Origin of the sequence: Allomuricauda sp. M10, from assembly GCF_020782875.1 — a bacterium.
Taxonomy (GTDB): Bacteria; Bacteroidota; Bacteroidia; order Flavobacteriales; family Flavobacteriaceae; genus Flagellimonas.
Window position 1 is genome coordinate 406,192 of the sequence record NZ_JAJGBN010000001.1, and the last position, 22,395, is coordinate 428,586.

At 42.7% G+C, this 22,395-nt stretch carries 22 protein-coding genes; 13 read left to right on the plus strand and 9 right to left on the minus strand.

The genetic code is table 11. The features are described 5' to 3' along the window. Nucleotides 1-176: 176 nt before the first annotated feature. Nucleotides 177-992 carry a 2,3,4,5-tetrahydropyridine-2,6-dicarboxylate N-succinyltransferase gene (locus LKX84_RS01945; protein WP_228235436.1) on the minus strand — a complete coding sequence of 272 codons (816 nt, stop codon included), beginning with the start codon at nucleotides 990-992 and terminating at the stop codon, nucleotides 177-179. Between the two features lie 100 nt (nucleotides 993-1,092). Between LKX84_RS01945 and ruvX the strand changes: the two genes are divergently transcribed. The 3 genes from ruvX to LKX84_RS01960 are packed head-to-tail and all read left to right on the plus strand — an operon-like array spanning nucleotide 1,093 to nucleotide 2,595. Then, complete coding sequence (gene ruvX, locus LKX84_RS01950) at nucleotides 1,093-1,503, plus strand: Holliday junction resolvase RuvX (protein WP_228235437.1); 411 nt, start codon at nucleotides 1,093-1,095, stop codon at nucleotides 1,501-1,503. 3 nt (nucleotides 1,504-1,506) lie between these two features. After that, a complete protein-coding gene (gene def / locus LKX84_RS01955) occupies nucleotides 1,507-2,097 on the plus strand; it encodes a peptide deformylase (protein WP_228235438.1) in 591 nt (196 codons plus the stop codon). Between the two features lie 54 nt (nucleotides 2,098-2,151). Beyond that, nucleotides 2,152-2,595: a DUF5606 domain-containing protein gene (locus tag LKX84_RS01960; RefSeq protein WP_228235439.1), complete on the plus strand. Its 444-nt coding sequence runs from the start codon at nucleotides 2,152-2,154 to the stop codon at nucleotides 2,593-2,595. Here the strand turns inward: LKX84_RS01960 and LKX84_RS01965 are convergent, their stop codons facing one another. Next, nucleotides 2,596-4,170 (minus strand): family 20 glycosylhydrolase, encoded by a 1,575-nt coding sequence (locus LKX84_RS01965; RefSeq protein ID WP_228235440.1) that lies wholly within the window; start codon nucleotides 4,168-4,170, stop codon nucleotides 2,596-2,598. It abuts the gene before it with no gap. 12 nt (nucleotides 4,171-4,182) lie between these two features. Beyond that, nucleotides 4,183-4,824, minus strand: coding sequence for a GDSL-type esterase/lipase family protein (locus LKX84_RS01970; RefSeq protein ID WP_228235441.1), 642 nt, complete (start codon nucleotides 4,822-4,824; stop codon nucleotides 4,183-4,185). A gap of 164 nt (nucleotides 4,825-4,988) precedes the next feature. On the opposite strand from LKX84_RS01970, the gene mazG reads away from it, so the two are divergent. The 5 genes from mazG (at nucleotide 4,989) to LKX84_RS01995 (ending at nucleotide 9,838) form a co-directional block, all read left to right on the plus strand. After that, nucleotides 4,989-5,762: a nucleoside triphosphate pyrophosphohydrolase gene (gene mazG, locus LKX84_RS01975; RefSeq protein ID WP_228235442.1), complete on the plus strand. Its 774-nt coding sequence runs from the start codon at nucleotides 4,989-4,991 to the stop codon at nucleotides 5,760-5,762. Nucleotides 5,763-5,851: 89 nt separating this feature from the next. Next, on the plus strand, nucleotides 5,852-7,219 hold the full coding sequence (locus LKX84_RS01980; protein ID WP_228235443.1) for an MATE family efflux transporter: 1,368 nt from the start codon (nucleotides 5,852-5,854) through the stop codon (nucleotides 7,217-7,219). Nucleotides 7,220-7,386: 167 nt separating this feature from the next. Continuing rightward, nucleotides 7,387-7,614 (plus strand): hypothetical protein, encoded by a 228-nt coding sequence (locus LKX84_RS01985; RefSeq protein ID WP_228235444.1) that lies wholly within the window; start codon nucleotides 7,387-7,389, stop codon nucleotides 7,612-7,614. Continuing rightward, nucleotides 7,614-8,183, plus strand: a complete 570-nt coding sequence (locus LKX84_RS01990) for a phosphatase PAP2 family protein (RefSeq protein ID WP_228235445.1) — start codon at nucleotides 7,614-7,616, stop codon at nucleotides 8,181-8,183. Before LKX84_RS01985 ends, LKX84_RS01990 begins: the two co-directional genes overlap by 1 nt. Next, nucleotides 8,180-9,838, plus strand: a complete 1,659-nt coding sequence (locus LKX84_RS01995) for an ArnT family glycosyltransferase (RefSeq protein ID WP_228235446.1) — start codon at nucleotides 8,180-8,182, stop codon at nucleotides 9,836-9,838. Before LKX84_RS01990 ends, LKX84_RS01995 begins: the two co-directional genes overlap by 4 nt. Here the strand turns inward: LKX84_RS01995 and LKX84_RS02000 are convergent. The 3 genes from LKX84_RS02000 to meaB are packed head-to-tail and all read right to left on the minus strand — an operon-like array spanning nucleotide 9,835 to nucleotide 12,729. After that, nucleotides 9,835-10,707 (minus strand): lysylphosphatidylglycerol synthase transmembrane domain-containing protein, encoded by an 873-nt coding sequence (locus LKX84_RS02000; protein ID WP_228235447.1) that lies wholly within the window; start codon nucleotides 10,705-10,707, stop codon nucleotides 9,835-9,837. The two genes, LKX84_RS01995 and LKX84_RS02000, sit on opposite strands and share 4 nt — an antisense overlap. Further along, the gene (locus LKX84_RS02005) at nucleotides 10,688-11,650 is read right to left on the minus strand and encodes a glycosyltransferase family 2 protein (protein ID WP_228235448.1); all 963 of its coding nucleotides are present in this window, start codon (nucleotides 11,648-11,650) and stop codon (nucleotides 10,688-10,690) included. Before LKX84_RS02005 ends, LKX84_RS02000 begins: the two co-directional genes overlap by 20 nt. Before the next feature lie 35 nt (nucleotides 11,651-11,685). Continuing rightward, the gene (gene meaB, locus LKX84_RS02010; RefSeq protein WP_228235449.1) at nucleotides 11,686-12,729 is read right to left on the minus strand and encodes a methylmalonyl Co-A mutase-associated GTPase MeaB; all 1,044 of its coding nucleotides are present in this window, start codon (nucleotides 12,727-12,729) and stop codon (nucleotides 11,686-11,688) included. Between the two features lie 206 nt (nucleotides 12,730-12,935). On the opposite strand from meaB, the gene LKX84_RS02015 reads away from it, so the two are divergent. From LKX84_RS02015 to LKX84_RS02030, 4 genes are all read left to right on the plus strand, one after another. Then, complete coding sequence (locus LKX84_RS02015; RefSeq protein ID WP_228235450.1) at nucleotides 12,936-13,361, plus strand: organic hydroperoxide resistance protein; 426 nt, start codon at nucleotides 12,936-12,938, stop codon at nucleotides 13,359-13,361. Nucleotides 13,362-13,511: 150 nt separating this feature from the next. Beyond that, nucleotides 13,512-14,048, plus strand: a complete 537-nt coding sequence (locus LKX84_RS02020; RefSeq protein WP_228235451.1) for an RNA polymerase sigma factor — start codon at nucleotides 13,512-13,514, stop codon at nucleotides 14,046-14,048. Then, nucleotides 14,038-14,640, plus strand: coding sequence for a hypothetical protein (locus tag LKX84_RS02025; RefSeq protein ID WP_228235452.1), 603 nt, complete (start codon nucleotides 14,038-14,040; stop codon nucleotides 14,638-14,640). The genes LKX84_RS02020 and LKX84_RS02025 overlap by 11 nt, the downstream gene beginning before the upstream one ends. Beyond that, nucleotides 14,612-16,045, plus strand: a complete 1,434-nt coding sequence (locus LKX84_RS02030) for a hypothetical protein (protein WP_228235453.1) — start codon at nucleotides 14,612-14,614, stop codon at nucleotides 16,043-16,045. The genes LKX84_RS02025 and LKX84_RS02030 overlap by 29 nt, the downstream gene beginning before the upstream one ends. Before the next feature lie 99 nt (nucleotides 16,046-16,144). Here LKX84_RS02030 and msrA read toward each other — a convergent pair whose 3' ends face one another. Further along, a complete protein-coding gene (msrA, locus tag LKX84_RS02035) occupies nucleotides 16,145-16,837 on the minus strand; it encodes a peptide-methionine (S)-S-oxide reductase MsrA (protein WP_228235454.1) in 693 nt (230 codons plus the stop codon). A 389-nt stretch (nucleotides 16,838-17,226) separates the two neighbouring features. Here msrA and LKX84_RS02040 point away from each other — a divergent pair, with 389 nt between their 5' ends. Beyond that, nucleotides 17,227-17,463 (plus strand): hypothetical protein, encoded by a 237-nt coding sequence (locus LKX84_RS02040; RefSeq protein WP_228235455.1) that lies wholly within the window; start codon nucleotides 17,227-17,229, stop codon nucleotides 17,461-17,463. A gap of 184 nt (nucleotides 17,464-17,647) precedes the next feature. Here the strand turns inward: LKX84_RS02040 and LKX84_RS02045 are convergent, their stop codons facing one another. Together LKX84_RS02045 and secA are read right to left on the minus strand one after the other, a co-directional pair. Further along, on the minus strand, nucleotides 17,648-18,865 hold the full coding sequence (locus tag LKX84_RS02045; RefSeq protein WP_228235456.1) for a sensor histidine kinase: 1,218 nt from the start codon (nucleotides 18,863-18,865) through the stop codon (nucleotides 17,648-17,650). 163 nt (nucleotides 18,866-19,028) lie between these two features. Beyond that, nucleotides 19,029-22,391 carry a preprotein translocase subunit SecA gene (gene secA / locus LKX84_RS02050; protein WP_228235457.1) on the minus strand — a complete coding sequence of 1,121 codons (3,363 nt, stop codon included), beginning with the start codon at nucleotides 22,389-22,391 and terminating at the stop codon, nucleotides 19,029-19,031. Between the last annotated feature and the right edge of the window lie 4 nt (nucleotides 22,392-22,395).

Below are 22,395 nucleotides of genomic sequence, written 5' to 3' on the forward strand. Positions count from 1 at the left end.
CTTTATTTTTCTTACAACAATCAGATCTTCATTTTCCCTACCGATTTTTTGTTAAAATCCAAATTTTGGGACGATCCTTTTCTAGTAGAGGCCAAAAAAGAAATAGGGTTGCTTTTCTTTTTAGAAAAAAACAACCCTACTATCTTCTGTTCCTTTTGGAGAAGCAATTAATATGTTTATACTGCTACATCATGCTCTCTTAAGGCATTGTTCAACGATGTTTTCTTATCTGTACTTTCTTTTCGTTTGCCTATGATCAAGGCACAAGGCACTTGAAATTCCCCAGCAGGGAATTTTTTGGTATAACTACCAGGGATGACAACCGAACGTGCGGGCACCCTTCCCTTTAGTTCAATAGGTTCATCACCCGTAACATCTATAATTTTGGTAGAAGCCGTCAACACTACATTGGCGCCCAAAACCGCTTCTTTTTCAACGCGAACACCTTCAACCACAATACAACGTGATCCAATGAAGGCATTATCTTCAATGATAACCGGAGCAGCTTGCAATGGTTCCAGAACACCTCCGATACCAACACCACCACTCAAGTGAACGTTCTTGCCAATTTGGGCGCAACTACCCACAGTGGCCCAAGTATCCACCATAGTTCCTTCATCTACATAAGCCCCAATGTTTACATAGCTGGGCATTAGAATGGTTCCTTTTGAAATGTAAGCACCGTGTCTAGCCACTGCGTGGGGAACTACTCGAACCCCTTTTTCCTGATAACCTCTTTTAAGCGGAATTTTATCGTGGTATTCAAAAATGCCCGCTTCCAGGACCTCCATTTTTTGGATTGGGAAGTATAGAACCACGGCCTTTTTTACCCATTCGTTGATCTGCCATCCATCCTTGGTAGGTTCCGCGCAGCGCAATTCCCCCATGTCGATGAGGTCGATCACTTCGCGTATGGCCACTTTGGTCCTTTCGTCTTCCAACAATGCTCTATTGTCCCATGCTTCTTCAATAAGCGTCCTTAAATTGGTCATTTTTCTTAAAATTTTCGCAAAGATACGGCCCTCCCCAGAATAATGACCGTCATTTTTAAGGGCATAACATTTTTAGGGTTATTTTTGCCAAAAAATTGACTTGGCAAGAATTTTGGCTTTGGATTATGGTAAGGTTAGAACAGGAATTGCGGTGACCGATGAGCTGCAATTGATCGCATCTGGACTTACCACAGTGGAGACCAAGGAGCTGATTCCCTTTTTGGAGAAGTATCTCAAGGAAGAGTCAGTAGAACGTTTTGTGATCGGGGAACCCAAACAAATGGACAATACCCCATCGGAGTCCGAAGCATTGATCCAAGATTTTTTGAAGAATTTGATAGCCAGGTTCCCAGCGATACCCGTGGAACGACAAGATGAGCGGTTTACCTCCAAATTGGCGTTCCAATCCATGTTGGATAGCGGGTTGAAAAAGAGCAAGCGAAGGGACAAGGCCTTGGTTGATGAAATAAGTGCCACGCTCATATTGCAGGCATACCTTAACAGATTTTAGTTTATGATTTTACCCATTGTGGCGTACGGCGACCCCGTGTTACGTAAAGTGGCAAAGGATATCACACAGGAATATCCAAAACTTGAAGAATTGATCACCAACATGTGGGATACCATGTACAATGCCCATGGTGTGGGATTGGCCGCACCCCAGATTGGTCTGCCCATCCGACTTTTTGTGGTTGATACTACCCCTTTTTCTGATGATGAAGACCTTACAAAAGAAGAGCAGGATGCATTGAACGGATTCAAAAAAGTGTTCATCAATGCCAAAATAGAGACCGAAACCGGCAAAGAATGGGATTTTAATGAAGGATGCCTAAGCATTCCCGATATCCGTGAAGAAGTGAAGCGTAAACCAGAGATCACCATTCAATACTTGGATGAAAATTTCAATCCACATTCCGAAACTTATGATGGACTTTTGGCAAGGGTGATCCAGCATGAGTATGATCATATCGAAGGAATCCTCTTTACGGACAAACTTTCATCCCTTAAAAAACGTTTGTTGAAAAATCGTCTGGATAAAATTTCCAAAGGAAAGATCGATGTGGAATACAAAATGAAGTTTCCCAATATCAAAAAAGGACGTTAAAAAAATCGCAGTTTGCGATAAAAACATATTTTTGCCCGCAATAAATTATACTACATGGCCCTAGACAAGATTTTATCTATAGGTGGAAAACCTGGACTTTACAAATTGCTTACCCAAACAAGAAGTGGTTTTGTTGGGGAATCCCTTTTGGATGGTAAACGCGTTACCGTTGGCATCCGCAGCAATGTAAGTGTACTTTCAGAAATTGCCATCTATACTTTGGAAGAAGAAGTTCCCCTAAGGGAAGTGTTCCAAAAGATAAAGGAAAAAGAAGGTGGCAAGAAAACATCTATCAGTCACAAGGCCGATAAAATCGAGTTGGAGGAATACTTCTTCGAAATCCTTCCCAACTATGATGAGGACAGAGTGTACGCTAGCGATATCAAGAAAATCGTGCAGTGGTACAACATCCTTCTAGACAACAACATTACTGACTTTGTTGAAGAGAAGGATGTCGAGGAACCGACTGCGGTTGATGCCTCTAGCGAAGAGGAATAATCATTCTTTTGCCCAATCCACCAATTTGGTTGGATAGTAATTAACGTCCATGGCCTTCAGGTAAGGAACCTGTTGCGCCAGGCGTACCTTGTAATCTTCCCAGCTTAAGTGCTCACTGGTTGACCAGCCCAATTCGGCTACCCCGATGATTCTTGGGAATGCCAAGTATTCCAATTCGGACCCATTTGTTATGGTCTCGGACCAAAGCGGGGCTTCAATACCCAATATACTTTCTTTTGGGAGTCCTCCCACATAGGTTTCGGGATTCCAATTGTAACTTTCATCCACAGGAATATATGCCGCCCAGTGCAAACCTAATTTGGTCAGGGTGTCATATTGCATATCCAAATAGACCTTAACTGCAGGGGATAGAATAATTTTGGATCCATTTTCAGCGGCTCTGATGGCATTGTGAGGTTCGTTCCAAAGTTGTGCAATGGAGGATGGATCCATTTTGGCCTGAGCGATCTCATTCCAACCAATCATGGTCTTGCCATGTTTTTGTACAATTTTTTCCACCTTTTCCACAAAGTGGATGTAATCACTTTTTTTGGTGGCATGGCTTTCGTCCCCTCCAATATGGAAGTACGGCCCAGGAGTAATCTCCGAAATTTCACGGATCACATCATCCAAAAAGGCATATACCGTATCCTTTTGAGCATCAAACGTACTGAAACCAACATGGGTGCCGGTGTAGGCCTCCAATTTTTTGCCGTTCCCGTTCAAGAAAGGATAACTGAACGAGGCCGCATTGGTATGGCCTGGCATATCAATTTCGGGAATGATGGTGATGTGTCTGTCGGCGGCATATTGCACCAGTTCCTTGTATTCTTCTTGGGTGTAAAAACCACCTTCACCACCACCTACTTCGGTAGCACCACCGACTTCCGTGAGTTTGGGCCAAGATTTGATTTCGATTCGCCATCCTTGGTCATCCGAAAGGTGTAAGTGCAAGGTATTGAACTTGTAGTACGCTAGGATGTCCGTATATTTTTTTACTTCATCCAAGGTAAAGAAATGTCTGGCAACATCCAACATGGCACCACGGTGTGCAAATTTAGGGGCATCGATTATTTTGCCGGAAGGAATTACCCATAAAGGATGATCGGTCAAAGTGTCGTTACTTTTTTCTGGAATCAATTGACGTAAGGTTTGAATCCCTCTAAAAGCTCCGGCGGCAGTTTTGGCATTCAGTAAAATGGAATCTTTTTTAATGTAAAGTTGGTAGGATTCAGGCGTTTCCAGATCCGTGCTATCGGATTGGTTGATGTAGATCATCCGCCCAGTGGTTCCATCAAGGGAGGAATTTACCGCTAGGTCCAACCCTGTTTTTCCCTTTATTTTTTCAGAGAGAAATTTTCCCACTTTTTCAAACTGAGGGTCAATTGTACTGGTATAAATGACCGTGGCACTATCCAACCCAAAGGCCGAATTGGTGGCGATGGTTTTGATAGGTTTTGGAATTAGAGGGGCACTGGCCAGATCGGTAGTCGGGAAGATGATTTCCTTTTTTTCAGTTTGGCAAGCTGCCAGGCAAATTACTGCTGCGAACAGCAAAATGGTTTTTTTAATCACGTTTGTTCAGTTTTAGTCTACGTAGTCTTTCAGGGTCTCGTACCAGATGTCGTATCCCTTTTTGTTCATATGCAATCCATCTTCCACAAAGATGTCCTGTTTCACTTTTCTTTTGTCCAACATGGGATACCAAACATCCACAAAATCTACTCCCTGCATTTCATCGGCCAATTTGCTCAACTTTCGGTTCAACCTTCGGTATTTTGCGCGATAGTGCCATCGCGAAATACTGGGTTTTGCTGAAATAAGGACAATTTCCAATCCAGGATTGCTTTGCTGAAGTTTCATCAAGATGCCTTCGGCAGTTTTTAAAATGTCCTTTGTTTTTTTCTTGGCGGAAATATCGTTGTCTCCTTCATAAATGAACACCTTTACTGGATTGTAATCCAAGATCAACTCATTCAGATACAGTTCCAAATCTGAAAATTGAGATCCCCCGAAACCTGTATTCAACACTTGTTTCTGTGGAAAACGCTCTTGTACATCCTTCCAAAACCGAATGCTGGAGCTTCCTGTGAAAACAATGGTCGACTTGGCAGCATCCCAAATACTATCGTTCTTGATTTCAATGGTTTTCACCTCATTTTCAAAGGGTTTGGTCTGGGAAAATCCCAATGTGGAAACCAACAAAAATGCAAAAAGAAGTTTTTTCATGAATGAAATGTTTTCCCAAAAATACAATTTAAGTGATGGGACATTGACTATTCTTTGATTTCAATCGCCTCCTTTTTGAAAAGTATTGAAAAATCATTTAAATATGCCTAAAATCCAGCATGTCCTAAAATATGGGATTTGTACTTTTGACTAAAATTTTATAGATGAACGCAAGATCAGAGCAGCTAAAGGCATTGGAACGACTGTTGAACATCATGGACGAGTTGCGTGAGCAGTGTCCATGGGACAGAAAACAGACCATGCAAACGCTTCGGCATTTGACCATAGAAGAAACCTACGAACTTGGGGATGCCATATTGGACAATGACCTTGAAGAAGTGAAAAAGGAGTTGGGAGATTTGTTGCTCCACATCATCTTTTATGCTAAGATCGGTTCGGAGACGAATGATTTTGATATTGCCGATGTGGCCAACGGCATCTGTGAAAAGTTGATCAACCGTCACCCTCACATTTATGGTGATGTAAAGGTGGAGAACGAAGAGGAGGTGAAACAGAATTGGGAGAACATCAAACTAAAAGAAGGAAAAAAGAGTGTGCTGGAAGGTGTGCCCAATAGTTTGCCAGCCTTGGTGAAGGCCAACAGGATTCAGGAAAAGGTGGCCGGTGTTGGTTTTGATTGGGAACATCCTGAACAGGTTTTTGAAAAATTGAAGGAAGAATTAGGGGAGCTTCAGGAGGAAATAAAGGCCAATGATGCCGATAAAATGGAGTCCGAGTTTGGCGATGTGTTGTTTTCCATGGTCAATTATGCCCGGTTTTTAAAGATCAACCCTGAAAACGCTCTGGAACGGACCAATAAAAAATTCATCAAGCGTTTTCAATATTTGGAAGAAAAGGCCAAAGCTACTGGCAAAAGTTTAAAGGACATGACCCTGGCTGAAATGGATGTGTATTGGGAGCAGGCCAAAGGGCTGTGATGTCCTAAATTTATCCTTTAGCTCATGTTGGTTTGACCCCATTGTTGTGTCAAACTAGCTATATTTGCCAACTTTTCAATACTTCCGTTTTGTTTAAGCAGTATACCAAAGAATTTTCCTATAACCTAAAGTTGTCCTTCCCTGTTATTTTGGGAATGTTGGGGCATACTTTCGTGGCCTTTGCTGATAATATTATGGTGGGCCAATTGGGACCTACGGAGTTGGCGGCGGTTTCTTTAGGCAACAGTTTTGTGTTCATTGCCATGTCTTTGGGAATCGGTTTTTCCACGGCTATAACACCTTTGGTGGCCGAAGCCGACGGGGCAGGGGAACAAGATTCGGGCAAGAATGCCCTAAAACATGGATTGGTACTCTGTACCTTTTTGGGACTTTCCCTATTTGGTGTCATTTTGCTTTGCAAACCCTTGTTGCACCATATGGAACAACCACCTGAGGTTGTGGAACTGGCCGTTCCTTATTTGGAGTTGGTGGCCTTTTCATTGGTGCCTTTGATCATTTTTCAGGCGTTCAAACAGTTTTCCGAAGGACTTTCGCAGACCAAATATCCCATGTATGCCACCATTTTGGCAAATGTGGTGAATATCACCTTAAACTATCTCTTCATTTTCGGTACTTTCGGTTTTCCCAAACTGGGTGTTGTAGGTGCGGCTATTGGTACACTGGCTTCACGGGTGATGATGGTGCTGTTCATTTGGTATGTATTGAACCGTAAGGATAAATTCAAACCCTACGTAACGCATTTCAATTTCAAGAATATCGAAAAGAAAATGATCAACAAAATCATCAGTCTTGGTTTTCCCTCCTCTATGCAGATGTTTTTCGAGGTGGCCATATTTACGGCTGCCATTTGGTTGAGTGGGGTGTTGGGGAAAAATGCACAAGCAGCAAACCAGATTGCCCTTAACCTGAGCAGTATGACCTTTATGGTGGGTATGGGGCTCAGTGTGGCGGCCATGATCCGTGTGGGCAACCAAAAAGGCCTCCAAAATTTCAGGGAATTGAAACGCATCGCCGAATCCATATTTTTCTTGACACTTATCTTGGAAATTGTTTTCGCCACGCTCTTTTTAGTGGGTAGACATTGGTTCCCCACCATTTATTTGGATGTGGATGATTTGGTAAACCAGGCGGACAACACCGAAGTGATCATTATTGCAGCCAAATTATTGTTGGTAGCGGCATTCTTTCAAATTTCGGACGGACTGCAAGTAGCGGTTTTGGGTGCCCTTCGTGGACTTCAGGACGTAAAGGTTCCCATGTTCATCACATTTGTAGCCTATTGGCTCATTGGGTTTCCGGTTTCATTTTATTTAGGATTGTATACGGATTTGACCAGTACCGGGATTTGGATCGGATTGCTTTTGGGACTTACGGCATCGGCCGTAATGTTGTATCTTCGGTTTAAGTATTTGACCCAAAAATTAATAGAAATCTAAAAATAAATTGGTCAAATCTTCAATTTAGCCGTTACCCTGAGCGTGTCTCAGGGTCTCATTACAAAATGTTGATTTGAATGTGATGTTGAAACAAGTTCAACATGACGCATCAATAACTAATTATTTGATTAACAATATTTCAGAATTTGGAATTATATTTTTGATACATGGAACTACCTAAATTTTTATTGGCCGACAACACAGATTTTCCAGAGGCCATTTTCATCGTCCATACCGAATACCCTCGTTTTATCATCAATTTGGAAAATGATGAAGTGGAATGGCTCGAAGAATTTTCGGAAGAAGATGAAGCGGATCTGATGGAAGAAGCAGAAAGTCTGATCGAGGCGGCTACTGCTTTTTATGATCGTGAAGTGGCAAGATACGACGCATAATGCTCGAACAAATCCTACAGTACGATAAAGACCTCTTCCTATTCCTCAATGGTTTGGGAACGGAAACTTGGGATGGTTTCTGGATGTTTATGACCACCACCCGAAATTCCGCACCCCTTTATCTGCTGTTGCTTTATCTTACGTACAAACATTTCGGTTGGAAGAATACCATTGTTGTCTTAATATCCATAGCCTTGTTGATTACTTGCACCGATCAGCTTTCCAATTTTTTCAAGTATGGTGTGGGTCGCTTACGCCCCTGCCATAATCCTGAAGTGAGCAGCGTCATGCGCTTGGTAAAAAGTTATTGTGGTGGACAGTACGGGTATTTTTCGGCCCACGCGGCCAATTCCTTCGGACCAGCCGTTTTTTTTATTGTGATGTTCCATCAAAAGGTGAAATACATCAGTTGGGTTTTGTTGTTTTGGGCCTGTATCGTGGCGTATAGTAGGATCTATATCGGGGTGCATTATCCCTTGGATGTGATCACGGGCGCTTTCATTGGGTCGCTCTTCGGATGGTTGTTTGCCAAGTTGGCTATATTTGCATTCCAAAAAATAGGGACATGATTTCTACCGCCCGGTATTGGTTTTTTATCGCCTTGATAGTACTGGTGTACCTCATCGGGATGTTCGTGACCTTATTCGAAAATGATTCCGCCCAATTTGCGGTAATGGCCATGCGAATGGTCCAAGAAAATGATTTTCTCAGTCTTTTTAAGGGCCCTGAAGAATATCTGGATAAACCCCACATGCACTATTGGTTGGCGGCCCTTTCCTATAAGATTTTTGGCATTCACGATTGGGCATACCGAATTCCAGGTATTTTGTCCACCTTTTTGGGTGCCTATAGCTGTTGCGGTCTTGGAAAATTGCTGTATAACAAAGATGTAGGTCGATATGCCTCCTTGATCTTCATGACGGCCCAGACCATGGTTTTGGCCAATATCGATGTCAGAACCGATGCTGTCCTTACCGGTTTTGCCATCTTTTCCATTTGGCAGTTGGTGGCCTATATTGAAAAGAATTCACTAAAAAATATTGTCTTGGGTGCGTTTGGGGCCGGTATGGCCTTTTCCACCAAAGGGCAGATTGCGCTTGTCGTTATTGGCATTTCGGTATTGTGCCATTTGGCCTATACTCGTAAATGGTTCCGATTGCTCAATTGGAAATTGCTGGTGGCCGTTTTGGTATTCGGGTTGACCATTGCCCCGATGCTGTATGCGTATTACCATCAGTTTGATCTCCATCCCGAAAAAGTGATTCGTGGAAAAGACCATCGCAGTGGCATCTTCTTTATTTTTTGGGAACAGAGTTTTGAACGCATGAGTGGTGAAGGGGTAGGGAAGAACAGTAGTGATTTCTTCTTTTTCTTCCATACTTTTTTGTGGGTGTTCCTGCCATGGACGGTTTTGGCCTTGATTGGCTACTGGAACCAATTGAAAACATTTTGGCAGGTGAAATTCGCTTACCGGCCCAATCTAGAGTTTTTGACCTTGGGCGGCATTTCGATTTTGTTTTTTGTCATCAGTTTTGCGCAGTTCAAGCTACCTCACTACATGAACATTTTAATGCCGTTATACGCAATTCTATCGGCAGCATTTCTCTTTACTTTATTTCAACAGGAAAAAGCTAAAATAGCCAAAGTGATCTTAGGCTTTCAATATTTTATATTGGGATTGGTTGTGGTGTTTGTCTTGCTGGTTAGTTTACACGTGTTCCCATTGAAACACTGGTATAGAAATGTCTTTTTAATTGCTGCTCTAGCACTGACAGGATATTTTATATGGAAGAAGGAAAATGTAGCTTCTAAAATTTTGACTGTAGCACTTTTCAGTTCGGTATTGTTGAACGGTTTGATGAATGCCCAGTTCTATCCAAGATTATTGGAATACCAAGGCGGGTCCGCCATGGCTGAAAAGGTAAAAGAGCAGCATATTCCGGTGGACAAAATCTACAAGGTTTCCGAACAACATACTTGGGCTTTGGATTTCTATGATCAAGATCCTGTCAACATAATTTCTGTACCGGAACTAAAATCAAAAAAGGATGTTTGGGTGTATGCCACCGATGGGGAATTGGCCCAACTTACCAATGAAGGAATTCAATGGGATGATCAGATTACGGTAGATCAGTTTCGGATTACCCGTTTACAGTTTAAGTTCCTGAATCCGAATACCCGTAAAGAAAAGCTCAACAAAATGCATTTGGTGCATTTAAATTAGGCTGCCGATTCCAATTCCGGTTTTTTGAAATGGTATACAATCCCAACCAGGGAAGTGAGTGCCGTAATCAGAAAGAAAGTGAAGCTGATGCCGATGGAGGTGCTGGCATCTAAACCCAGCCATTCGGCTCCATACAAAAAAGTGACCTCCCTGCTTCCAATGCCTCCAATGGTCAATGGAATAACCGACACGATGGACGATACCAAAAACACAAAAAGATATTCGATGGATTCTGTGGAAATGGACAGTGCCTTCAAAATGAAAATTACACAGACCAATTGCGCCAATTGCACAAGTGCGGAATACCCGAAAGATTTCCAAAAAACGGGTAGGGTTGTGGTGAAGAACAGCTTGTTCATGAACCAAAATACCACCAAGCTCAATGGTATCAGCAAAATCAACAACCAGTCAAAGCCATTAAAAAATGGATTTTTGGATAGTGTTCCCAAAAAGCAAGCATATATAAAAAGCAGTAACATCCCGCTCAATCGGTCCAACAACAAACTGGAAACCACTTTTTTGGTCCCAGGTTGAAATGCTTTTTGCACCACATATCCCTTGTATGCATCACCGCCAATTCCTCCGGGTAAAAAAAGATTGTAGAACATGCCCAACAAATAGAGCTTTAAATTACTGCGATGCGAGACTTTGGCCCCAATTTGATGGAAGTATTCGTTCAACCGAAATGCAGCAATAGCCTTAGAAAGCACAAAAAACACCAAGGCCAAGAAAAGGAACAGGGGGTTGCTTTTCTTCAGGGTTTCCAAAACGTCCTTCAGATCTATTTTCGTGAAGATAAAGTAGATCAGGGCTGCACTTACAACTAGTTTTAAGGCAGTGATGAGCTTTTTACGCAGCTTTTCCGTCACCTATCGTGATTTTTTTAATGCGATATGGGCGTTTTTGTTGGGACTCGTAGTAGGTGCGGATCAAGAGTTCCATCACAATACCGATGGTAAACAACTGTATACCTCCCAAAATGAACATCATCCCGAAAATGAGCAAAGGCCTGCTTCCGATATCTTCCCCAAGGCCCAGTTTTACGATCAACAAGTAAATATTGATGAAAACACCCAATATGACTAACAATACGCCCAAAATTCCAAAAAGGTGAATGGGGCGTTGGAAATACTTTCGGATAAAGAGGAGCAACATCATATCAGCTACGACCTTGAAAACCCGCTCCAAACCATATTTGGAAACCCCGGCATGCCGTGCATGATGTTTTACAGGAACCTGTTTGATCTGGGCACCTTCCAAAAAGGCCAACAACGTAATGAAACGGTGCATTTCACCATACAGGTTCAAGCCTTTGGCTATGTCTTTGGTGAAAACCTTTAAGGCACAACCGTTATCCTTAATATCCAGTTTGGTCACCCTTCTCACCATAAAATTGGCAATCTTGGATGGTATTTTTTTGACCAGGGAATCCTTCCTTTTTTGACGGATACCCGTGACCACATCATATTCGCCACTTACGGCATATTCCAACATGTGCGGAATGTCCGATGGGTCGTTCTGAAGGTCGCCATCCATGGTGATGATGTATTCGCCTTCGGCATAATCTAGACCAGCGGCCAAAGCAAGACTCTGTCCATAATTCTTCTTCAACTCTATCAAATGGACCTTATCATCATCCATTTCCTTTACCTTCTGGCGGGTTCTGTCCGTAGAAAAATCATCGATATAGACAATCTGGTAATTGTAGCCCGGAAGACTTTCATGGATTTTCTGGGTCAACAGGACAACGTTGTCCTCCTCGTTGTACAAAGGAACCACTATGGATAAAAGGGAATCGGTAACGGTGCTCATTCAGTATAAAATCTGTGCAAATTTATCGCTTTTATTTAAAGTTCCTTGGTTATCTGATCCAATAGGAGCTTGGCCGCATAAAACGGGGAAATTTTGTTGTCGTCAATATCTTTCAATAAGGTCATTTGTGCATTTTTGAAGGATTCCTTTTGATGAAAAAACTGTTTAATATATTCATCCACAGTTTGAAGGAACCAATTCTTGTTTTGGACCTTCCTATTTTTCTCAAAAAAACCGTTCTCCCGATTGCTCAGTACAAAATCTTCCACCACGTCCCATATTTCCTTGATGCCTGTATTTTCCGTGGCAGAACATTTCAAAACCTTTGGAACCCATCCATTTGCCTTTGGAGCATAAAGATGCAAGGCCCTGGAAAATTCGGTGGCGGCCAATTCGGCCTTTTCCAAATTGCTGCCATCCGCTTTATTGATGGCGATGGCATCGGCCATTTCCATAATTCCCCTTTTGATGCCCTGTAGCTCATCCCCGGCACCTGATAACTTCAGCAAAAGAAAAAAGTCTACCATACTGTGCACGGCAATCTCACTTTGGCCCACCCCAACGGTTTCCACCAAGATTATATCGTATCCCGCAGCTTCACATAAAATGATACTTTCCCTTGTTTTTTGTGCCACTCCACCCAAAGAACTGCCGGAAGGAGAGGGACGGATAAACGCGTTTGGATCTTTTGAAAGTTCCTGCATACGGGTCTTGTCACCCAAAATACTACCCTTGCTCAATGAACTTGTTGGGTCCACGGCTAAAACCGCTACTTTTTTACCGTTAGCAGTTAAGTAGCTTCCCAAAGTTTCGATAAAAGAACTTTTTCCCACCCCAGGGACACCTGTTATCCCCAATCGAATACTATTATTGGGTTTGGCCAAGCATTTTTCAATTACGGCATTTGCCTTCTCATAATGGAGTGGTTGGGTACTTTCCAAAAGAGTTATTGCCTTGGCCAAAAGAGTTTGGCTACCATCAAAGATGCCCTGCGTCAAGGTGTCCACGGAAATTTCCTGTTTGCGGAGCGCCTTGATTTTGGTAATGGTATTGATTGGTGTGTTCTTTTTGTTCGCCAAGGGAATTGATCAGGTATTTCACCACTAAAATAGCAAGATTTTGTGGGATGGTATCCATTTCAAATTGCATGTAGTTCTATTGACGTCCATTTAGCATAAATTTAATAACGGGGATAGCGGAGTTCCTTCCACAAATTGCTAACTTTTCCAATTATAGACCGGAGACAATGGTCTTCCGGTGAATATGAACCCAAAAAACTTTGACAATGAAGACAATTTTTGAAGCAAAGGCAACCAATACAGGAGGCAGGGCCGGACATGTAGAGAGTGAGGATGGCGTTTTGGATTTTGATATTTCCATGCCAAATTCCAAAGGAAAACCCGATCCAAAGTCCACCAATCCCGAAGAATTGTTCGCGGCAGCTTATTCCACCTGCTTTGCAGGGGCTTTGCAAGCCGTTGCAAAGGAACAAGGCATTGAAGATTTGGGCGATTTTAGTGTGACCGCCACCATAGAATTCAATAAAGAAGATGAAGGTTTTTACCTTGAGGCCACTTTAGATGCCTATTTGCCTACCGTAGATCAGGAAACAGGGGAAGATTTGATCAATGCTGCACATGAAATCTGTCCATATAGCAAAGCTACACGTGACAATATCACGGTTCACTTAAATTTATTGTTGGACGAATAATTGGGTTAACCCATTGATTAAGAATCCCGTTGAGATACCTCTTCGGGATTTTTTTGTTAAAAATCATTCAAAATCGTACTAATTTGCAACGAGGCCATTTTTGTCTCGTCCTTAAGATGAACAACTAAAAAACCAAACATAGAACCGAGCGTGTTCCATATTGAATTAGTGGAGCGGTGCAAAGCGAACGATCGCCAGGCACAGCTTAAACTGTACCATCAGTACTGTGATGGTATGTTCGGTGTGGCCATGCGGTTCCTTAAAAATACGGATGATGCGGAGGATGTGCTACAGGAATCGTTCATCAAGGCCTTCCAGCGTATCCATCAATTTAAGGGAGAGGTAACTTTTGGGGCTTGGTTGAAAAGAATAGTGGTGAACGGTAGTATCGATTTTTTGAAATCGAAACACCAACAAACGGTGGAACTCAGTGAAAACCATTTGCATGTTACGGATGATGATGTTTGGACCGTAGAGGAAGGGATTTCCTTGGAACAGGTAAAATCTGCCATTGAGGAACTTCCGGAAAAATATAGATATGTGGTACAGCTGTTTTTGGTTGAAGGGTATGACCACAGCGAGATTTCAGAAATCCTGAACATCTCGGAAACGGCCTCACGCACAAGATTGTTGAGGGGCAAGGCACAATTGCAGGAAAAATTAAAGGATTTGGTTTATGGCACATGATCTAAGGGATTTGTTCGAGAAGGAAAGGGAGCAAAAGCACTACAACTTAAAAAAAGGGCATGAGGCGCGGTTCTTGGCCAAGTTGGATGAGCAGTTGCCCTCATCCCCTCCCAAAAAGAAGGTGTTTACTTGGTGGTTACAGGTTGCTGCTTCGGTAGTGGTGGTTTTGGGATTGTCCGTGTATTTTTTTACTAGTTCCGACAATAAAATCGAACCAGATGAAAAGATAACCGTGGTAGATCGGGAAAACCCAACCGGGGAGACCCAAAGCATTTCCCTAGGTGATCTTTCCCCGGATCTGAAGAAAATAGAGACCTATTATACGACCAATATCAACCTCCAGCTTTCCGACCTTGAAATGGATCCGGACAACAAGGAGCTCATGGACAGTTATATGGACCGCTTGGCGGAACTTAATGACGAGTATCACAAGTTGAACGCCGAACTGAATGAATTTGGTCCGAACGACCAGACCATAGAGGCCTTGATCAAGAATCTACAGCTTAGGCTACAGTTATTGCAAAAATTAAAAACCAAGTTGAATCAATTAAAATCATCAAAAAATGAACAGGAATCGTCAAATATTGTTTAGTGGATTACTCGCTGTGCTGGCAGGGTTTACCTGCCATGCACAGGAGAAATCGAAGACCTACAAGGAAACCTATAATGTGGACAAGGAAACCGAACTCAACATCAATACCAGTTATGCGGATATTGAGTTTGTGACCTGGGACAAGGACCAAGTGGAAATTACTGCAACCATTGAATTGGACGGGGTACCCGAAGAGGATGCCAAATCGTTCCTGAACAAAGATTTGGTCAAGATTATGGGCAACAGCAAGGAAATTGAAGTGAGTACCGAAGGGACTGGACCCTATGCTTATGATTTCAGAAGTATTGACGTCAACATTCCAGAAATCCCTTCCGTGGCCCATATCCTAGAAAGCATGGAGATTCCCGAAATGCCTGAGATAGCTGTATTGCCGGAACTAGCCATCATGCCTCCTATGCCTCCGATACCTAACATTGAGTTCGATTATGATGCCTATAAAAAGGATAGGGATAAATATATGAAAGAGTGGAAGGATAAGTTCGACAAAAACTTTGACAAGGATTATAAAAAGCACTTTGAGGAGTGGAGCAAGCAGATGGAGGAAATGTCCAAGGTGCGTGAAGAGCAAATGGAAGAGATGAAAAAGCAGCGTGAAGAAATGAGGGCCGATCGTGAAAGAATGCGCCAAGAAATGCGCGAAGAATTACAGGCACAGCACGAGGAACTCCGAAACCAAAGGGAAGAGGTGAGAAGGCAACAATTGGAAGAGACCAGGGCTATGCGTGTTTCGCCCAATGTGTTCTACTTTTCATCAGATGGGAAGAACAAGGAATACAAGGTGAAGAAGCATATCATCATTAAAATGCCAAAATACCTTAAACTAAACTTGAACGTGAGGCACGGCGAGGTAAAACTCGCCGCCAATACCAGGAACATCAATGCAAGCTTGTCCTATGCAAGCTTGCTTGCCTCTACCATTGATGGGGACAAGACCGAGATCAGGGCTTCCTACACTCCAGTTGTGGTGCAACGTTGGAACTATGGTACCTTAAGAACCAATTATTCCGATGATGTAAGCCTGAAAGAAGTAAAGGAGTTGAAATTGAATTCCGTATCATCCAATGTAGTGATTGGTAAATTAACCAGCAGGGCATTGGTTACCAATAACTTTGGCAATTTGAGCATCAATTCGGTTTCGGATGGATTTAATACCTTGGATATTTCAGTGGAGAATGGGGAGCTGGATTGTAAACTTCCTGCCGCTCCGTTTGCCATTTCTGTTAATGAGACCACTTCCGGTTTTACATATCCGCAAGCGTTGAAACTGGAATCTACCAAAAGCAAAGGTGCCAATGTATATAAAGGGTACCACATCAACAATACCGATGGTAAATCCATCAAAATCAGTTCCAAGTACAGCGAGGTGGTTCTAAAGAATAAATAAGACCTCCATTCCCCAAGAGCCACCTACTTTCGGCCTACCTCTCTACTAGGCCAATTCTACTTCAAGCGATATCCGCTTCTTCTTTCAAAAAACTTCGACTTAATGCACATCTTCCTTTAGGAAGGATTTGAAATTCTTTTTAAAACGATTCAACCTAGGAATGGACACATTTTGGATGTAGCTATTGTTCGGGTGCAGCTTTTCATAGTCTTGATGGTAGTCCTCTGCCACATAAAATTTGTCGAATTTCTTCACCTCGGTCACAATTGGACTTCCATACACATGATCCGCTTCCAATTTGGCAATATAATCGGTAATGATTTTCTTTTGCTCTTCGTTCTTATAAAAGGCAATGGAACGGTATTGGGCGCCTCTGTCCGGCCCTTGACGGTTTAAAGTAGTGGGATCGTGCGAACCAAAGAATACCTTAACCAATTGGGAGAAGGAAACCACCTTTGGGTCATAATACACTTCCACGGATTCTGCATGGTGGGTTTTTCCATAGGAGACTTGTTCATAGGTAGGATTTATTTCGGTGCCGCCTGAATACCCGGAAACCACTTCCTTAACGCCTTTTACACTTTCAAAGATCGCTTCCACGCACCAAAAACATCCGCTGGCAAAATAGGCCGTTTCATATTGCTGCAATTCCGAAGGGGTCAATTTGGGAGATTCCAAGTTTTCCATGGACTCTTTTTGGGCCATTTCGGGTTGGGAGGATTTCTCCTTGGGTCGACAACTGGTCGAAACCAAAATCAGAAGGGTAAAAAGTGTAATTCTCACGATGTTCATGTTCTTTTTTGCTTAGTTGCTTTAAGATACCAAGAATTACATGAAAGGGTGTTAAAATTTGTGAATTGACTTCGTTTCCCTCTTAGACTAAAATTTGCCCTACAACTTGAAATCTTACATTTTCCTACATGAAACAATGAAAATATAATCTTTTTCCTACAAATATATTATTCATTATCAGCAACTTACAAAGCACCCTACATTTTCATGATCGATGAAATGCACATGCCGTCGGTATGGTGTTTTTGACCCCAAAAACGTTCGTCGTCGATAAAATGCACTTTAACCATGAAAAGTTTTTATACCGAAAATTTTGGTCCGTTAAGCGACACAAATCTGATCTAGGGTGGGTGCGGGGGTAATTTTACTTCGTAATAAAAACCCAAATCATGAAAACAATTTTAACCTTCATCGCAGTAGTTTTTTTCGGAACAGTAGCCATGGCTAACCAAGGTTCCAAAGAAGTTAAGGTAAACACCATTACTGTGGGAGTTGAATTGAACATCGACCTTCATACTTCTGTTAAGAAAAACAGGGAAGTTGCCAGGTTGTACAAATTCAAAAACTCTAGGGTTAAAAAGGAGCTTTCTTTTACCACTAAAAAGAACACCGCTAAATTGGCTTAATCATGATCTTAGGTTTGTTGATTCCTTTTGCCTTGTTTTTAAGCTTGGCTTTCGTAATCGCTTCTATAGCTTTTTCGCTTAGGGAAAGAAAATTTCAAAGAATTTAAATATAGGGTGCAGTAGTATATTTCATAACTGAAGAAGGCCGGTTTTAAACCGGCCTTCTTTATTTTTTGTGGTTAGATCAATCCACGGAATTGAATTCTTCCACGATCTCTTCAAACTCTATTCGGTAATAGGTTCCTTTTTTGTCGTAGTCCCTGCTGATGGTACCCCTTAGCTGTCTTGCCAGGTTGTAGATCAATTTTAGCCCCAAGGAATTGGAAGTTTTAGGGTTGATATCTTCTGGGTATCCGATTCCGTTATCGCCTAGATACATTTCAAAACGATTGTCACCGATTTTATGTACCGCAACATGAACTTCCCCTTCGTGACCTTCGGTAATACCATATTTAAGGGCATTGGTAATCGTTTCATTGATGATCAGTCCCAAAGGGATAACCGTATCAATACTTAGCTTGTGGTCGTCGATGTCCAAATCTACCTTAACGCTATTACTGGTGCCCTTCACGGAACGTACCAGATAGTCGCACAGTTCCTTTACGTAAGGTTTAAGTTCTATTTTAGAAAGATAGTCGTCCCTTTTGTAGAGCATTTCGTGCACCATAGCCATGGAAACTACCCGGTTTTGACTGCTTTTGATGATGTTGCTGATCTTTTCATCGGCAATGGCCCTCGATTGCAGGCTCAAAAGACTGGATACGGTCTGAAGGTTGTTCTTTACCCGGTGATGCACTTCTTTGAGAAGCGTTTCTTTTTCCTCGATACGATCTTGGATCTCGTTCCTGGATTTGTACAGTTTATGATGGGCCCTGAGCAGGTTTTTGCCAAAAACACCACCCAAAAGGTACACGGCGAACACGGCACTCAAAAATGCGAACCAGTTCCTGGATTCCTGTGGAATTGTATTTTCTGATATCTTAAAGTCACCGGTATCGTAAAGGAACAATATGGTAAGCACCGCCAAATTGATGATCAAATACAACTGTCCAAAAACCTTGGTGGTTACATAACCTGCAAACACCACAATGGCAAGCACAAATATAAACGGGCTCTGTATGCCTCCGCTATAAATGGTAATAACGATGGCCCCAACCATGGAAAGGATAGAGGTAAGGTTGTAGGTAAGTACCAGATTGTTATGTTGTTGGTACAATAAGGTGTTGATCAGGTTGATAAAGGCATAGGACAGAAAAACATATGGAATAACCCCTCTTATGTCCAAAAGAAAAAAGCAGATCAACCCAAAAACGGCGGCAAATATGGAAGAACTATAGTTAACCTTTAGTATCAAATCAATCTTATCTTGTAATCGATATTTATCCTCACCAGGAACTTTCATATGCTGCACGAGATTGTACCCTCTACTGCCAAAAGGTTGATAATTGGGGCAGTAAAGAAACTTAATGGGGTGTTTCAGGGTGTAAATCTAACTATGTTTTTGATATAAAAAAAGTGGCAGCTATAAATAACTGCCACTCTTGTTTTATTTGGATGACGGAGATTTACTCTTCCACCAATACCCACTCTCCTTTGTCAAGTAAGGGCTCTGCCTGCTTAAACTTCATGGACTTGCTCTCTCCCGACATTACATTTTTTATGGTGACCTTGTCATTACGACCAATTTTCGGTTTTTCCCTTACAATGGTTTCGGTAATATGGGGTCTTTGCCCTTGTGTTTGGCCAGCTGCCCTATTTTGGGCCGCAAGTTCATCACTATTCGGGATTTCTTCCTTGGAAGTCTGAAGGTTTTCCTTGGGTTTTCGAACTGTTCTGGCTTCTTGGATCTGGTTGGTATTCTCAGAAGGCAATTCCCCTTTGAAAAGGAAGGAAATCACTTCTTTGTTTACCTTATCGATCATGCTTTTGAAAAGTTCAAACGCTTCGAACTTATAGATCAACAAAGGGTCTTTTTGCTCGTGCACCGCCAATTGAACGGACTGTTTCAATTCGTCCATTTTGCGCAAATGGGTTTTCCACGAATCATCGATAATGGCCAGGGTGATGTTCTTTTCAAAATCGGTGATCAATTGTTTCCCGTCCGTTTTATAGGCCTTTTCCAAATTGGTGACCACGTTAAGGGTTTTGATGCCGTCGGTGAACGGAACCACGATGCGCTCAAACTTGTTGGAGTCGTCCTCGTATACCTTTTTGATTACTTGGAAAGCCACGGTGGCACTGCGTTCCATCTTTTGCTGATAGTGGCCATAGGTAGCCTTGTACACTGTGCTGGCAATTTCTTGGAAGCCCATTTTTTTGAATTCTTCCTCAGAAATAGGGGATGTGATCGAAAAATATTTGATCAGTTCAAATTCGAAATTTTTGAAGTCATCCGCCATTTTGTTGGTCTCTGCCACCACTTCGCAGGTGTCATAGATCATGTTGGCAATATCCACTTTCAAACGTTCCCCTTGAAGGGCGTGTCTCCTTCTTTTGTAGACCACCTCCCTTTGGGCATTCATGACATCATCATATTCCAACAAACGTTTACGGATACCGAAGTTGTTCTCTTCAACTTTTTTCTGGGCACGTTCAATGGATTTGGTCATCATGGAGTGTTGGATCACTTCTCCTTCTTCCAATCCCATGCGGTCCATCATCTTGGCCACACGGTCCGATCCGAACAAACGCATCAGGTTATCTTCCAACGAAACGTAAAATTGTGAACTACCTGGATCTCCCTGTCTACCGGAACGACCTCTCAACTGCCTGTCCACACGTCTGGAATCGTGACGTTCCGTACCGATAATGGCCAAACCACCCGCTTTTTTCACGTCGGGGGTCAATTTGATGTCGGTACCCCTACCTGCCATGTTGGTGGCAATGGTCACCACGCCAGAATTACCTGCTTCGGCAACGATATCTGCTTCTTTTTTGTGCAGTTTGGCGTTCAAAACGTTATGTTGGATTTTACGAACGCTCAACAATTTGGACAGCAATTCCGAAATCTCAACGGAAGTGGTACCGATCAACACAGGTCGGCCTGCAGTGGCCAGTTGGGTCACTTCTTCAATTATGGCATTGTATTTTTCGCGCTTGGTCTTGTAGATCAAGTCATGTCTGTCATTTCTTGCGATGGGTCTGTTGGTCGGGATTTCCATCACATCCAACTTATAGATTTCCCAGAACTCCCCGGCTTCGGTAACGGCAGTACCCGTCATACCCGATAGCTTGTTGTACATTCTAAAATAGTTCTGAAGGGTGATGGTGGCAAAGGTTTGGGTCATGGCCTCGATCTTCACGCTTTCCTTCGCTTCAATGGCTTGGTGAAGACCGTCTGAATACCGTCTACCGTCCATGATACGGCCGGTTTGCTCATCCACGATCAGCACTTTGTTATCGATTACCACATACTCTACGTCTTTTTCAAAGAGGGTATAGGCTTTCAACAACTGGGTTAGGGTGTGAATCCTCTCACTTTTGATGGCAAAATCCTTGAAAAGGTCTTCCTTGAGTTCGGCTTCTTGCTCAATTTCCAAATCTTGGTTCTCGATTTTGGCAATCTCGCTACCGATATCTGGAAGTACAAAAAAGTCCTTATCCTGATCACCGGAGATGTATTCAACCCCTTTGTCGGTCAGTTCTATCTGGTTGTTTTTTTCATCGATTACGAACAACAGTTCCTCATCCACTTTGGGCATTTCCCTGTTGTTGTCCTGCATGTAGTAGTTCTCGGTCTTTTGTAGCAACTGCTTCACACCTTCCTCACTCAAGAATTTGATGAGTGCCTTGTTCTTCGGAAGACCACGGTGTACGCGTAGCAATTGGAAACCACCTTCTTTGGTGTCCCCTTCCTTGATCAAACGTTTGGCCTCTGCCAAAACTCCGGTCAAGTATTGTCTTTGTTTTTGAACGATATCGGAAACCTTAGGTTTCAATTCGTTGAACTCGTGTCGATCACCTTCGGGCACTGGCCCGGAAATGATCAATGGAGTTCGGGCATCATCGATCAAAACGGAATCCACCTCATCCACAATGGCGTAGTGGTGCGGGCGTTGTACCAGATCATCTGGCGTATGCGCCATGTTGTCACGCAGGTAGTCAAAACCGAACTCGTTGTTGGTTCCGTAGGTGATATCGGCATTATAGGCGGCCCTTCTTCCATCGGAATTGGGTCTGTGCTTATCTATACAATCCACGGAAAGGCCATGGAACTCAAACAAGGGGGCCATCCAGGCACTATCCCTTTTGGCGAGGTAGTCGTTAACGGTTACCAAGTGCGCTCCCTTACCTGCCAATGCGTTCAAATAGAGTGGTAGGGTGGCCACAAGGGTTTTACCTTCACCTGTTTGCATTTCTGCAATTTTACCTTGATGCAGTGCAATACCACCGATCAACTGCACATCGTAGTGGACCATGTCCCAAGTCACCTCTTTTCCGGCAGCGTCCCATGAGTTTTGCCAAACGGCCTTGTCACCTTCTAGGCTTACGTAGTCCCTGTCCCCGGAAAGTTTTCTGTCGAATTCAGTTGCGGTGACCGATAAGGTTTCGTTTGCGGCGAAACGTTTTGCAGTTTCTTTCACCACTGCAAAAGCTTCGGGCAAAATGGTGTTCAGGGTGTTTTCTGAAATTTTATAGGCCTCCTCGTTCAATTTATCTATTTCGGAATAGATCTCTTCGTTTCGGTCGATATCCGTAGAGGCTTCGACTTCAGCTTCGAGGGCGGCTATTTTATCGTGGATTTCCTTGCAGTCTTCGGCAATCTTGGCCTTGAAAGCAACGGTTTTTTGTCTCAGTTCATCGTGTGACAATCCTTCCAACTGCTGCTCGAAGGATTTTATTTCTTTTACCAAAGGTTGGAGCGCTTTTACATCTTTCTCCGATTTGTCTCCTACGAAAACCTTCAGTACGGAATTAATTAAACTCATGGAA